We start from the raw sequence: 13571 nt of genomic DNA, 5'->3' as shown, positions 1-13571 counted from the left end.
AGGCGGTTGTAAAATATTGGCATACCATAATATGGTTGCCTCGCTCGTGAGTGCAGGGATGTGTTTGCGGCGTTGAAAGGCGCGCACCAAGGCCGCAAGGCTCTGCCAGTCGCTTCATGGTTTTAGCTAGCCACAAAGACAAGAATTCAGGCGAAACGATGACTACATCCGAGAATCATGGCGGCAACGCCACGCATTTGATTGAAAACCACACCGTCGATTACGTTCCCCTGGCCGAGCGCCATGGCAAAGCGCGGGATCTGTTCACCCTCTGGTTCAGCACCAACATTGCTCCACTGCCCATCGTGACCGGCGCGATGGTGGTCCAGGTGTTTCACCTCAACCTGTTGTGGGGCGTGATCGCCATTGCGCTGGGCCACATGATCGGCGGGGTGTTCATTGCCCTGGCCTCGGCCCAGGGCCCGCGCATGGGCATTCCGCAGATGGTCCAGAGTCGTGGCCAGTTTGGCCGTTACGGTGCGCTGTTGATCGTGTTCTTCGCCGCGTTGATCTACGTCGGCTTCTTCATTTCCAACATCGTGCTGGCAGGCCAGTCGATCCACGGCATGCTGCCTTCCGTGCCTCTGCCTGCGGGCGTGGTGATCGGCGCGTTGAGCGCAACGGCCATCGGCGTGATCGGCTATCGCTTCATTCACACCCTCAACCGCATCGGCACCTGGGTGATGGGCGCCGCGCTGCTGGCCGGTTTTGTGATGATCTTCAGCCAGGACCTGCCGCTGGATTTCTTCAGCCGCGGTGGCTATAACCTGTCGGGTTTCCTGGCGACCCTGTGCCTGGGGATCATCTGGCAGATCAGCTTCTCGCCCTATGTCTCGGATTACTCGCGCTACCTGCCGTGCGATATCGGCATTGCACGGCCTTTCTGGGCAACGTTTTTCGGTGCAACCCTAGGCACCACATTGTCGTTCTGTTTCGGCGCGGTCGCCGTGCTGGCAACGCCGGAAGGCACCGAAGCCATGGCGGCGGTCAAGCAGTCCACCGGCGTGCTGGGCCCGGTCCTGATGCTGTTGTTCCTGCTCAACATCATCAGCCACAACGCCTTGAACCTGTATGGTGCGGTGCTTTCCATCGTGACCTCGATCCAGACTTTCGCCGCGAGCTGGACGCCCAGTATCAAGGTGCGGGTGATCCTCGCGTCGGTGATTCTGGCCGGTTGCTGCATCACGGCAGTGGGCGCGTCCGGGGACTTCATCAAGGAGTTCATCGGCCTGATCCTGACGCTGCTGATCGTGCTGGTGCCGTGGGCGTCGATCAACCTGATCGATTTCTATTTGATCAAGCGCGGCAACTACGACATCGCCTCGATCTTCAGCCCGGATGGCGGGATCTACGGCCGCTTCAACCCCCATGCGATCATCGCGTACTTCATTGGCATCATCGTGCAGTTGCCGTTCGCCAACACCGCGCTGTATGTCGGGCCCTGGGCCAATTACCTGGAAGGGGTGGACCTGTCGTGGCTGGCGGGGCTGCTCATCACCTGTCCCCTGTATTACTGCCTGGCGACGCGGGGCCGTTCCGAGCAGGCTCGTGCGGCGCGGTTGGGGTTCACCGACTGAGATCGCCTTTGTAGGAGCGCGCTCGCCCGCGACGGCGTCAGATCAGCCATCACACCAGCGTCTGACACACCGCGGTCGCGGGCAAGCGCGCTCCTACGGGTTCGATAGCCATGATTATGGATTTTCCACATCCGCCGAATGCCCACCCTGGCGTTCGGCCACCGCCCGTAGTGTCTTGAGCGTCACCATCGGCGCATCGATCACGAACCGGTTGGCCAGCCACGCCGGGATCGCCCCGGCAGGATCGGCCTGCATCTGGTAAGTCACCTCTGTTTCCCTCTCGCCCCTGGGCACCATGATCCACTCGCCGTGCAGTTCGTTGACGCGGATCACACCGTCTACCTCAGGCTCCATGCCCTTGATCGCGCTCAGGTGGCGGATGACCGTGCCGTTGTCCAGCAGCTCGGTCTGCACCTGCAGCACCATGTCCCGCACGCTGGCCGGTGCCGGCAGGTCGGTGGTCAGGTAGACGAAGGTCTTGTCGCCATCCACCTTGAGCAGGCGCATGTCCGCGCAGGCGTAGAGCCATTTGCAGGCGATGGTGAGGTTCTCTTGCAGACGGCTGAGGGTGGGAATGTCGGCCTTGATCCGGGCCACGCCGCGAAAGCTCTGGTAGTCGGAACCGATTGGCCGGCTGAGGTAGACCTTGATGCCGTTTTCGTCCCTGGCCAGTTTCCAGTCTTCGGCCACCGCGCAGGTAAAGTGAGCGGCCAGCAACAGGGCGCACAGGACGGGCAGTGTTTTCATGAGAAGCTCCGGGACTGCACGTTGAGGGCGCGGGTCTTCAGAGCATAGGCGAAGGGGAGGGAAGTGAACCCCGTAGCAGCACGGCTTGCCGGCGGGAGCGGTGTGTCAGTCGACATCTGGGTGTCAGACACTACGCTCCCGCCGGCAAGCCGTGCTGCTACGGGGTTTTGCGCTTACTGGGTGGGATCAATGCGCCCCGGCGGCCTTGTTCAGATCGCTCTCGGCCCATTCGGTGTACACGCACGCATCGGCCGTGGCCCAGCGTACGCGCACCTGGTCACCGGCCTTGAGCGGCATGCCCGCCGCAGACAACGCCTTGACCGTCATCGAGGTTCCGCCTGCGGTCATCACGGTGCAGGTCTGGCTTTCACCCAGGAACAAGACTTCGCCGACCTTGGCGCCGACTTCGTTCCAGCCGGTGGGCAGCGGTTGTGCGGCGGCCTGTTCGACGCTCAGGGCCTGGGCTTTTTCCGGGCGGATCATCAGCAGCACGTCCTGATCCGTGGTCAACCCCGAAGTCAGGCGAATCGACAGTGCCTGGCCTTCGAACGTGGCCGCGCCATTGCCCTGGGCCTTGAGCTTGAGGAAGTTCGAGTTGCCCAGGAACGAGGCGACGAAGGCGTTCGGCGGGTTCTGGTACAGGTCATAACCGGTGCCCAGGCCGACGATCTTGCCATGGCTGAAAATCGCGATGCGCTGGGACAGGCGCATGGCTTCTTCCTGGTCGTGGGTCACGTAGACGATGGTGATGCCCAGGCGGCGATGCAGCTGGCGCAGTTCGTCCTGCAGGTCTTCGCGCAATTTCTTGTCCAGCGCGCCCAGCGGTTCGTCCATCAGCAGGATGCGTGGTTCGTAGACCAGCGCGCGGGCGATGGCCACACGTTGCTGTTGGCCGCCAGACAGTTGGGAAGGGCGGCGATGGGCGAATTGCTCCAGTTGCACCAGCTTGAGCATGGCGTCGACGCGCTTGTCACGCTCGGCCGCCGACAGCTTGCGGATGGCCAGCGGGAAGGCGATGTTATCGCGCACCGAAAGATGCGGGAACAGCGAGTAACGCTGGAACACCATGCCAATGTCGCGCTTGTGCGGCGGCACGTTGACCAGGGATTTGCCCTGGACCAGGATCTCGCCGGAGCTTGGCGTTTCGAACCCGGCCAGCATCGACAGCGTGGTGCTCTTGCCCGAGCCGCTGGAGCCCAGGAAGGTCAGGAATTCGCCGTCCTTGATGTCCAGGGAAATGTCGTCCACCGCCGCGAAGTCGCCGTAATGCCTGTTCAGGTTGCGCAGGCTGACGAGGGGCTGTTGCTGACTTTGTGCAGCTGCTGAATCTTTGATCACGGCACTCATGAAGGCATTCTCGCTTCGTTGCGGCGACGCAGGGTCGCGGCGATAAACATGACCAGGATGGACAGGGCGATCAACAGCGTCGAGGCGACGGCAATCACCGGCGTCAGGTCCTGGCGCAGCGTGGTCCACATCTTGACGGGCAGGGTCTGCAGATTGGGGCTGGCCATCATCACGCTCAGCACCACTTCATCCCAGGACACGAGGAAGGCGAACAGCGCGCCGGCGACCATGCCCGGACGGATGCCCGGAAAGGTCACCTTGAACACCGCCTGAATCCGCGACGCGCCGCAGATCACCGCCGCATCCTCGATGGACTGGTCGAACAGCTTGAGCGAGTTGATGATCGAGATGATGGTGAACGGCAGCGCGACGATCACATGGCTGACCACGAAGGACACCAGCGTGCCGGTGTAGCCCAGTTTCAGGAACAGCGCGTAGACCGCCACCGCGATAATCACCAGCGGCACGATCATCGGCAAAGTGAAAAGGCCGTAGAGCATGTCGCGGCCCGGAAAGCGTCCGCGCACCAGGGCGAAGGCGGTCGGCAGGCCCAGCAGCACGGCGAAGATGGTGGTCAGGATCGCGACCTTGAGGCTGGCCAGGGCCGCGGCCATCCAGTCCGGGTTGCCGAAGAACTGCACGTACCACTTCAGCGTCCAGCCCGGTGGCGGAAACACCAGCCACTGGGAGGAGCCGAACGACAGCAGCACGATGAACACGATCGGCAACAGCAGGAACAGGGCGATCAGCCCGGTGACCGAATACAGGCCCCAGCGCAGACGCGGGCTCATGGCATTGGGTGTCAGGAGCATGGCGGGTTACCTCGCGTGGTTCGAGCCGACCGGGGATTCCGGTTGCAGCTTGAGGTAGAAGTAGAACAGCACCAGAGTAATCACGATCAGCAACGCAGCGGCCGCACTGGCAAGCCCCCAGTTGAGGAACGACTGCACCTGCTGGACGATGAACTCGGGCAGCATCATGTCCTGGGCGCCGCCGAGCAGGGCCGGGGTCACGTAGTAACCCAGGGACATGACGAACACCATCAGCCCACCGGAAAACAGCCCCGGGCGGCACAGCGGCAGGAAGACCCGGGTGAAGTTGGTCCAGGGGCTGGCGCCACAGATCGACCCGGCTTGCAGCACCATCGGGTCGATGGCAGCCATGGTGGCCTGCAGCGGCAGCACGATGAACGGAATCATGATGTAGCTCATGCCGATCACCACGCCGGTCAGGTTATGCACCATCTCCAGCGGCTGATCGATGATGCCCATGGCCATCAATGCCTTGTTGATCACGCCCGAGGCCTGTAACAGCACCAGCCACGAATAGGTGCGCGCCAGCAGGCTGGTCCACATCGACAGCAGCACGATGTTCAGCATCCAGCGGCCCCAGCCCCGTGGCACCAGGGTGATCGCCCAGGCCAGCGGGAAACCCAGCAACAGGCTGAACAGCGTGACCAGGCCCGCCACCGAGAACGTGTTGAACAGCACTCGGGCATAGGCCGAGTTGGCGAACAGTTGCTCGTAGTTGCCAAGGCCGGGCGTGGGCTCCAGCACCCCGCGCAGCAAGAGGCCGATCAACGGCGCGAAGAAGAACAGGCCGAGGAAGATCAGGGCCGGCAGCAGGTTGCGGCTGCCTTTCCAGCGTTGCGACAGGGAGGTCGTCTGCTTCATCGTCACAGCCTGGGTGGTTGCCGCGCCGGCGGTGCTGGACGCACCACCGGCCGGGTTGGATTGACGGGACGCAATGGCCGTCATTTTCATTTGACCAGCCATTCGTTCCACCGTGACGCGATGGCAGGACCGTTCTTGGCCCAGTACGCGAAGTCGAGAGTGATTTGATCTTCAGGGTAGGCGGTCGGCAGGTCCTTGGCCAAGGTCGAATCCAGACGCTGCACGCTGTCCAGATTGACCGGCGCATACGCGGTCAGGTTGGAGAAATCGGCCTGGCCCTTGGCGCTGGCGGCCTCGGCGATCAGCTTCATGGCCGCATCCTTGTTTTTCGCGCCTTTAGGCACCACCAGGAAGTCGGCCATGACCAGGTTCTGTTTCCAGCTCACGCCCACCGGTGCGCCGTCCTGCTTGAGGGCGTAGGTGCGGCCGTTCCAGAACTGGCCCAGCGAGGCTTCACCGGAGGCCAGCAATTGCTGGGACTGCGCGCCGCCACCCCACCAGACGATGTCTTTCTTGATGGTGTCGAGTTTCTTGAAGGCGCGGTCCAGGTCCAGCGGGTAGAGCTTGTCTTTCGGTACGCCGTCGGCCAGCAGGGCCAGTTCCAGCACGCCCGGGCTTGGCCATTTGTAGAGGGCGCGTTTGCCGGGGTAAGTCTTGGTGTCGAACAGGGCGGACCAGTCTTCAGGCTTGGCCTTGCCCAGCTTGCTCTCGTTGTAGCCCAGCACGAAGGAGAAGAAGAAGGAGCCCACACCGTGGTCGGACTGGAAGCGTGGATCGATGCGGTCTTTCTTGATGACGCTGAAATCCAGCGGTTCGAGCAGGCCTTCGCTGGCGGCGCGCAGGGCGAAGTCGGCTTCGACATCGACCACGTCCCAGGACACGTTGCCGCTCTCGACCATGGCCTTGAGTTTGCCGTAGTCGGTAGGACCGTCCTGGACTACGGCGGTGCCGGTGCTCTTGGTGAAGGAGTTGGCCCAGGCCTGCTTTTGCGCATCCTGAGTCGAGCCGCCCCAGCTGACGAAGTTGACGCTGTCGGCCGCCATTGCTGCGTGACACGAGAGCGCCAGTACACCTGCTGTCAGGACCGCTGTTGCACGTTGAATCAACACCATTTTTTCGCCCTCTTTGTTGTGTTTTTTGAGCGGATCACATGCCCGCCTGTCGGGAGCAATGAGTGCGCAGCCTTGGCAAGCTGCGGACCTTTAAAACGGGGCCTGTCGGGTGGGGTGGAATGAGCTGTTCGTGGCAGCCACACCTGACGATAAAATCTTCGGCCTACGGGATGTCATATTATGGTATTCCAAACTTTCTGCAAGCACTTTGCCGCCTCTGATGCCTTGATTTTTTGTGCTTCTGTGACGAACGGAAAGGGAGGTGCCGGGGCAAGTGGCGCACTGCCCATGAGCTGATTCAGTGCGCCAGCTCGGTACCATCAGCCTGTAAATGGAATGCTTTCAACCACTTCCAGATCGTAGCCGGTCAAGCCTGCGTATTTGAGTGGCGGTCCGAGGTGGCGCAGCTTGCCGACGCCGATGTCCTGGAGGATCTGCGCGCCGGTGCCGACTTCCGAGTAGATGCGTGACTGCGAGCGGGTGTACTGGCGCGGTGGCTGGGTCAACTGCGGGATACGCTCCAGCAGCGCCTGGGACGATTCGTGGTTGGCCAGCACCACGACCACGCCGCGACCTTCCTGCGCGACCCGCTGCAGCGCAGCCCACAGCGTCCAGTTGGCCGGGCCGTTGTACTCGGCGCCCACCAGATCGCGCAGCGGATCGACCACGTGCACCCGCACCAGCGTCGGCTCGTCACGGCGTATATCGCCCATGACCATTGCCATGTGCACGCCGCCTTCGATGCGGTCCTCGAAGCTGATGAGGCGGAAGGTCCCATGCACCGTGGGCAGCTCGCGCTCGCCGATGCGCACGATGGTGTGCTCGGTGCTAAGGCGGTAGTGGATCAGGTCGGCGATGGTGCCGATGCGGATGCCGTGTTTCGCGGCGAAGCGCTCAAGGTCCGGGCGGCGGGCCATGGTGCCGTCATCGTTCATCACTTCGACGATCACCGAGGCCGGGGTGAAGCCGGCCAGCCGCGCCAGGTCACAGCCGGCTTCGGTATGGCCTGCGCGGGTCAGGACGCCGCCTTCGCGGGCTCGCAACGGAAAGATGTGGCCCGGTTGCACTACGTCGTCGGCGCAGGCATTGGCTGCGACGGCGGCCTGTACGGTGCGGGCGCGGTCGGCGGCGGAAATCCCCGTGGTCACGCCGGTGGCGGCTTCGATGGACACGGTAAAGGCAGTGGAGAATACGCTGCCGTTGCTCGGCACCATCTGCTCAAGGCCCAGGCGCTGGCAGTGCTCGTCGGTCAGGGTCAGGCAGATCAGCCCGCGGGCCTCGTTGGCCATGAAGCTGATGGCCTGCGGGGTGCAACGGTCGGCGGCGAGCAGCAGGTCGCCTTCGTTTTCCCGGTCTTCATCATCCACCAGCAGGACCATCTTGCCCTGGCGGTAGTCTTCGATGATGTCTTCGATGCGGTCGAACGCCATACTCGGGATCTCTTTTTATGGAATGAGGGATTACACAGGCAAATCGTGGTATACCATAAGACAGAATATTTCACAGATTCACCTTTTTTGAAACCACAGCATTGACCAAAAGAGCGAGAGCGCAATGAAGGCTTACTGGATCGCCCACGTCGACATCAACGATGCGACGCAATACACCGAGTACACCCAGCGCGGCCCGGCTGCATTCAAGAAATACGGCGGCAGGTTCCTCGCCCGTGGCGGCCGCGCCGAAGCCCTGGAAGGCCGCAAGACCCCGCAGCGCACGGTGGTGATCGAGTTCGATTCCTACGAGCAGGCACTGGCGTGCTACCACTCGCCCGAGTACCAGGAAGCCATGAGCCACCGCCAGGGCGCGGCCCATGCCGAGATCGTGATTGTCGAGGCGTTCGAAGGTTAAAAACCTGCGCTCCTGCAGACCGAGGTGTCGTTCGCAGATCGTCCAGCCGACACAAATCCCGTAGCAGCACGGCTTGCCGGCGGGGGCGGCCTCAAGATCGCCCCTCCGGCAAGCCGTGCTGCTACGGGTTTGGGTGTTGGTCGGTGATGGGCGTCAACGAATGAAATGCACCTTGCCGCTGTCGTCGTTGCCCACGTAGATGCCGTACACCCCAGCCTGGCGCTCGGCGATGTAGCGTTCCAGGATCTGGCGGATGGCGGGGTAGTAGATGCTGTCCCAGGGGATGTCTTCGGGGGCGAAGAAGCGGCAGGCCATGGTTTCGGGGCCGAACTGGTCGGTGACTTCCAAAGCGATGGCGCGGAAGACGATGTACACCTCGCTGATCTGCGGCACGCTGAAGATGGAATAGGGCGAGACGATTTCGGCGCGTACGCCGCTCTCTTCCCAGACTTCCCGCAGCGCTGCCTGCTCGGTGGTTTCGCCAGCCTCCATGAACCCTGCCGGGAGCGTCCAGGTGCCGGGGCGTGGCGGGATGGCGCGCTGGCACAACAGGTACTTGCCTTCGCGCTCGATGATGCAGCCGGCGATGATCTTCGGATTGACGTAATGGATGTACTGGCAGCCCCCGCACATCAGCCGCTCGTGGGTGTCTCCCTCGGGAACGCGCCGAGCGAGGTCGGCGCTGCCACATTGCGGACAAAAGCGCGGGGCGGGCATGTCAGTGTCCTATGCGCGGTTCCTTCAGAACCACGGGTTCGACGATGTCGCGCACCTTGGTGCCATCGTCCTGTTTGGATTTGAGGTAGTCCAGCGCGACCTTGGCGGCGCTGCGCACGTGGTCCACCGACGCCTGGTGAGCGGCCAGCGGGTCGCCGCTCTTGATGGCCTCGACCATCTTTTCCATTTCCCGGTTGCTCGCGCCGCGACGGTTTTCCTGAGACACCGAGGTCGCTCGCAGGTAGCTGATGCGTGCTTGCAACTGGCGCAACTGGGTGGCAGCGACGTGGTTGCCCGAGCCTTCGAGCAGCACGTCATAGAAGCCCTGAACCGAATCGAGCACCTGCTGCAGGTCGCCTTCTTTCAGCGCTTCGCTGTTCTCGTTGAGGGCTTTTTCCAGGGCGCGGATGTCCTTGGCCTTGGCGCGCAGGGTGAACAATTGCACGATCATGCCTTCGAGCACGCAGCGCAGCTCGTAGATGTCGCAGGCGTCTTCCAGTGTGATGATGGCCACGCGCGGGCCTTTGGCGTCGGCGAATTCCACCAGGCCTTCGGATTCCAGATGGCGGAGGGCTTCGCGTACGGAGGTGCGGCTGACGCCGAGGCGGTCGCACAGGTCGCGTTCGACCAGACGGTCACCGGGCAACAGCTGGAAATTCATGATCGCGCTGCGCAGTTTGTCCAGCACGATTTCCCGCAGGGTAACGGGGTTGCGGTTGACCTTGAATGTGTCGTCTAGGGGCAGGCGTTTCATGGAGTCCGCTCTTTAAAGTCTGTCTGCGGTAGGGGCGCGACAGCCTTGGGTGATTAGGGGCCTTTCGACCAAAACGTCGCGCAGTTTACCACGCCAGGCGACGCCAACCAGCAGGCCCATCGACACCGATGGGCCCTGTTTCACCTCTTTTTTCGCCTGTTTCAGCCCAAAGCTGGCAACGGCCCGAGTTTGCCGCGGTGATAGACCATCGGCGTGACAGGGTCTTCAGGCAGGATCAGGTTCTTCACCTCGCCGACGATGATCGCGTGATCGCCGCCGTCGTATTCGCGCCACAGCACGCATTCGATGATCGCGGTGGCGCGGATCTTCGACGAGTTGCTCAGCAGCGGGTTGCCCAGCTCGCTCAGGTGCCAGTCGATGCCTTTGGCCTTGTCCTTGCCTTTGCCGGCGAATGCGTAGGCCTCGGCCTTCTGGTCCGCCGACAGCAGGTGAATCGCGAATTGCTTGCTGTCACGCAGCACCGGGTACGTGTCGGATGCGTAGTTGGGGCAGAACAGCACCAGGGCCGGCTCGATCGACAGCGCGCTGAACGCGCTGGCAGTGATGCCGACGATACCGCCTTGCGGGTCCAGGGTGGTGACCACCGTGACCCCGGAAGGGAAGGAGCCCATGACGTCTTTGTATATGCCAGGTTCGATCATGTGGGCAGCCTCTTAACGCATCACGAAAGGATCGGGCATCGGTTCTTGCGAGAGGTTGATCCATACCGTCTTGAGCTCGGTGTAGGCCAGTACCGAATCGATACCGCTCTCGCGACCGTAGCCGCTGTTCTTGAAACCGCCGATCGGCGCCATGGCCGACACGGCGCGGTAGGTGTTGACCCAGATGATGCCGGAGCGCACGTCACGGGCCAGGCGGTGGGCGCGGCCCAGATCGCGGGTCCAGATGCCGGCGGCGAGGCCAAACTGCGAGTCGTTGGCGATGGCCAGTGCCTCGGCTTCGTCCTTGAAGCGGATCACCGAGGCGACCGGCCCGAAGACTTCTTCCTGCATGATCTTCATCGAATTGTGGTCGCATTCGAACAGCGTCGGCTCATAGAACCAGCCGTCGCTGCCGGTTTGCGCACGCTTGCCGCCGGTGCGCAGACGCGCGCCTTCGGCCAGTGCATCGGCCACCAGACCTTCGACCACCGCCAGTTGCTGGGCGGTCGCCATCGGGCCCATTTCGCTGGATTCATCCTGCGGGTTGCCGATGCGAATGCGTTGGGCGCGGGCGACCAGGCGCTCGACGAATGCGTCGTAGATCTCGTCCTGCACCAGCAGCCGCGAGCCCGACACACAGCTCTGGCCTGAGGCTGCGTAGATCCCGGCGACGGCGCCGTTGATCGCGCTGTCCAGATCGGCGTCGGCGAAAATGATATTCGGTGATTTGCCGCCCAGTTCCAGCGACAGCCTGGCGAAGTTCTCGGCACTGCTGCGCACCACATGACGGGCCGTGGCGGCACCGCCGGTGAAGGCAATCTTGCGCACCAGCGGGTGGCGGGTGAGGGCAGCGCCGGTGCTTGGGCCGTAGCCGGTCACCACGTTGACCACGCCGGGCGGAATTCCCGCCTCAAGGGCCAGACGCGCCAGCTCCAGAATAGTGGCCGAAGCGTGTTCGGACGGCTTGAGCACGATGGTATTGCCCGCAGCCAAAGCCGGGGCCAGTTTGATCGCGGTCAGGTACAGCGGGCTGTTCCAGGGAATGATCCCGGCCACCACGCCGATCGGCTCGTGCACGGTGTAGGCAAACAGGTCGGGCTTGTCCAGCGGCAGGGTGCCGCCTTCGAGCTTGTCGGCAAGGCCTGCGGTGTAATGGAAGAATTCGGGCAGGTAGCTGACCTGGCCACGGGTTTCGCGGATCAGCTTGCCGTTGTCGCGGCTTTCCAGCTGCGCCAGTTGTTCCTTGTTCTCGGCGATCAGATCACCCAGGCGGCGCAGCAGCTTGCCGCGGGCTGTGGCGCTGAGCTTGCGCCAGGCCGGGTTCTCAAAGGCCGCCTGGGCGGCCTGTACCGCGCGCTCGACGTCGGCTTCATCGGCGTCAGGCAGTTCGGCCCAGGGCTGGGCCAGCGCCGGGTTGAGGCTTTCGAAAGTCTTGCCGGACAGCGCATCGACCCATTCGCCGCCGATGCACATCTGAAAACGGGTAAGGCTCATGCAACGATCCCCTTTACCGAAGTGTTTTGCGCGTCTGCCTGCTTGAGGAAATCGAGCAGCATCTGATTGACCAGGCGCGGCGACTCAACCGGCATCATATGCCGCTGCTCGGCAAGTATCTGCACCTTGGCACCATGAATGCGCAAGGCCAGTTGGCGAGCCATGTCGGGCGTGGAGCCGGGGTCCAGCTCGCCGGTGGCGACCAGCGTCGGCGCCTGGATGCTGCCCAGGTCGTCGGCGCGGTACATGTCTTGGGTGGCGAACAGCTTGTAGGTGGTCAGGTAGCCCTGCGGATCGTTGCTGGCGAGCACTTGGCGGATCGCCGCGATCTGCGCCGGGTTGGCCGCCTGATATTCGCTGCTGAACCAGCGCGACAGGGCTTCGGCCGCGTTGGCATCAGGACCGTGTTCGGCGGCCTGGCTGGTGCGGGCAATGACGCCTGCACGCTGCTCGGGGCTGCGGTTGAACACGCTGTTGAGGATGACCATCCCCGAAAGCTGCTGCGGGTAGTGCAGGGCGAAGGCCCGCGCGACCAGGCCGCCCATGGAAAAACCGATGACCGTGGCGCTGGGCAGGCCCAGGTGTTCCAGCAGTTCATGCAGTTGCCCGGCGTAACCGGCAAGGCCGGTCTCGGGGTCCGGGCGCGGGCTGGCGCCATGGCCGAGCATGTCATAGGCGATGACTCGATACTGGGGGGCCAGACCGACCATCTGTCCTCCCCACATCTCCTTGTTCAGGCCGACCCCGTGAATCAGCACGACGGGGTGGCCTTGGCCGGTCGCCAGATAACTGGTGCCGGCCGGGGTGCGTTCAGCGGTGGGCTGAATCATGAAAGAGCTCCCAGGCCTTGCTTATTAGTATTGGAGGAGGCTGATGTTTACTGCGCTTTCTCAGCCGCCAGCTCTTCCAGGTCGATGTAGCGGTTGCCGATGCGCGGGTGCAGACGACCGCCGTTGGCAGCGCCCAGGACCACGATGATCTCGTCGGCGCGCGGCGAATCCTCGATCTGCATTTCCAGGGTGATGTAGTGCGAGCGCAGGCCTTCGTCGTCCTTGTGCATCATCGGGATCTGGATCGAAGTGCCAGGGCCGCCGCGCTTGTTGGTGAAGCTCAGGTAGCTCTTGGCTTTCACGGCTTCGCGGTAGTGGTTGCCGAAGCGCAGGGTGTGGATCACGGCCGAAGCGTGCTCGATCTCGCCCTCGGCACCGACCACGGCAGCTTTGCCGTAGGCCTGGATCTTGTCGGCGCCGCCGATCAGGCCGGTCAGACGCTCGACCATCATCGCGCCCAGATCCGAGCAGTTGGCGCGGATTTCAGGCTTGAGGTCTTCCACGAAACCGCGCCCCAGCCATGGGTTCTTCATCACCACGGCCAGGCCCACCATGGTCACCGGCGTGTCGGTGGCCTTGCCGCCTTCGATCAGGGTTTCTTCGAGGTAGCTGACGATTTTGCGAATTTCGAAACTCATGAGTGGCTCCCGTTCTTGTTCAGGGTTGGATGGGTTTGTATTTGGTCTGATGGTATACCATAAGACTAATCGTGCAAGTGGTTTGTTAGAACTTGTGTCGAAAAAAGGATGAACACCCCGCTATGTAGGAGCGCGCTTGCCCGCGACGGCGGTGTGTCCGACCCATATGTAC

Annotated in this window: 14 protein-coding genes; 2 read left to right on the top strand and 12 right to left on the bottom strand. The window is 62.8% G+C overall.

The genetic code is table 11. The annotated features are described in order from the left end of the window. Positions 1 to 158 precede the first annotated feature (158 nt). Positions 159 to 1577 (top strand): purine-cytosine permease family protein, encoded by a 1419-nt coding sequence (locus tag ACIPO9_RS26080; RefSeq protein ID WP_400784245.1) that lies wholly within the window; start codon positions 159 to 161, stop codon positions 1575 to 1577. Positions 1578 to 1691: 114 nt separating this feature from the next. Here ACIPO9_RS26080 and ACIPO9_RS26075 read toward each other — a convergent pair whose 3' ends face one another. The 6 genes from ACIPO9_RS26075 to ribBA form a co-directional block, all read right to left on the bottom strand. After that, positions 1692 to 2324, bottom strand: a complete 633-nt coding sequence (locus ACIPO9_RS26075; protein WP_400607100.1) for an START domain-containing protein — start codon at positions 2322 to 2324, stop codon at positions 1692 to 1694. 186 nt (positions 2325 to 2510) lie between these two features. Further along, positions 2511 to 3671, bottom strand: coding sequence for an ABC transporter ATP-binding protein (locus ACIPO9_RS26070; RefSeq protein WP_400784244.1), 1161 nt, complete (start codon positions 3669 to 3671; stop codon positions 2511 to 2513). Next, on the bottom strand, positions 3668 to 4483 hold the full coding sequence (locus ACIPO9_RS26065) for an ABC transporter permease (RefSeq protein ID WP_400784243.1): 816 nt from the start codon (positions 4481 to 4483) through the stop codon (positions 3668 to 3670). Before ACIPO9_RS26065 ends, ACIPO9_RS26070 begins: the two co-directional genes overlap by 4 nt. A 6-nt stretch (positions 4484 to 4489) precedes the next feature. Further along, positions 4490 to 5434 carry an ABC transporter permease gene (locus ACIPO9_RS26060; protein WP_400784283.1) on the bottom strand — a complete coding sequence of 315 codons (945 nt, stop codon included), beginning with the start codon at positions 5432 to 5434 and terminating at the stop codon, positions 4490 to 4492. Continuing rightward, entirely contained in the window at positions 5431 to 6456 is a 1026-nt protein-coding gene (locus tag ACIPO9_RS26055) for an ABC transporter substrate-binding protein (protein ID WP_400607093.1), read from the bottom strand. Before ACIPO9_RS26055 ends, ACIPO9_RS26060 begins: the two co-directional genes overlap by 4 nt. Before the next feature lie 320 nt (positions 6457 to 6776). Then, positions 6777 to 7886, bottom strand: a complete 1110-nt coding sequence (gene ribBA / locus ACIPO9_RS26050) for a bifunctional 3,4-dihydroxy-2-butanone-4-phosphate synthase/GTP cyclohydrolase II (RefSeq protein WP_400784242.1) — start codon at positions 7884 to 7886, stop codon at positions 6777 to 6779. 124 nt (positions 7887 to 8010) lie between these two features. Between ribBA and ACIPO9_RS26045 the strand changes: the two genes are divergently transcribed. After that, positions 8011 to 8304: a DUF1330 domain-containing protein gene (locus tag ACIPO9_RS26045; RefSeq protein WP_400784241.1), complete on the top strand. Its 294-nt coding sequence runs from the start codon at positions 8011 to 8013 to the stop codon at positions 8302 to 8304. A 153-nt stretch (positions 8305 to 8457) separates the two neighbouring features. Here the strand turns inward: ACIPO9_RS26045 and ACIPO9_RS26040 are convergent, their stop codons facing one another. From ACIPO9_RS26040 to ACIPO9_RS26015, 6 genes are all read right to left on the bottom strand, one after another. Next, the gene (locus ACIPO9_RS26040) at positions 8458 to 9021 is read right to left on the bottom strand and encodes an NUDIX hydrolase (protein ID WP_400784240.1); all 564 of its coding nucleotides are present in this window, start codon (positions 9019 to 9021) and stop codon (positions 8458 to 8460) included. A gap of 1 nt (position 9022) precedes the next feature. Then, a complete protein-coding gene (locus tag ACIPO9_RS26035) occupies positions 9023 to 9775 on the bottom strand; it encodes a GntR family transcriptional regulator (protein ID WP_274134711.1) in 753 nt (250 codons plus the stop codon). A 161-nt stretch (positions 9776 to 9936) separates the two neighbouring features. Beyond that, complete coding sequence (locus tag ACIPO9_RS26030) at positions 9937 to 10437, bottom strand: flavin reductase family protein (RefSeq protein ID WP_400607083.1); 501 nt, start codon at positions 10435 to 10437, stop codon at positions 9937 to 9939. Positions 10438 to 10449: 12 nt separating this feature from the next. After that, on the bottom strand, positions 10450 to 11931 hold the full coding sequence (locus tag ACIPO9_RS26025) for an aldehyde dehydrogenase (RefSeq protein WP_400784239.1): 1482 nt from the start codon (positions 11929 to 11931) through the stop codon (positions 10450 to 10452). After that, complete coding sequence (locus ACIPO9_RS26020) at positions 11928 to 12761, bottom strand: alpha/beta fold hydrolase (RefSeq protein WP_274134705.1); 834 nt, start codon at positions 12759 to 12761, stop codon at positions 11928 to 11930. The genes ACIPO9_RS26025 and ACIPO9_RS26020 overlap by 4 nt, the downstream gene beginning before the upstream one ends. Before the next feature lie 47 nt (positions 12762 to 12808). Then, positions 12809 to 13399 carry an amino acid synthesis family protein gene (locus ACIPO9_RS26015; protein ID WP_400607078.1) on the bottom strand — a complete coding sequence of 197 codons (591 nt, stop codon included), beginning with the start codon at positions 13397 to 13399 and terminating at the stop codon, positions 12809 to 12811. Between the last annotated feature and the right edge of the window lie 172 nt (positions 13400 to 13571).

This window comes from Pseudomonas sp. NPDC090203, assembly GCF_044746765.1.
GTDB classification, from domain to species: Bacteria; Pseudomonadota; Gammaproteobacteria; order Pseudomonadales; family Pseudomonadaceae; genus Aquipseudomonas; species Aquipseudomonas putida_AD.
The sequence above is the reverse complement of the archived record's forward strand: the minus strand, read 5'-3'. Positions and strand labels throughout refer to the sequence as shown.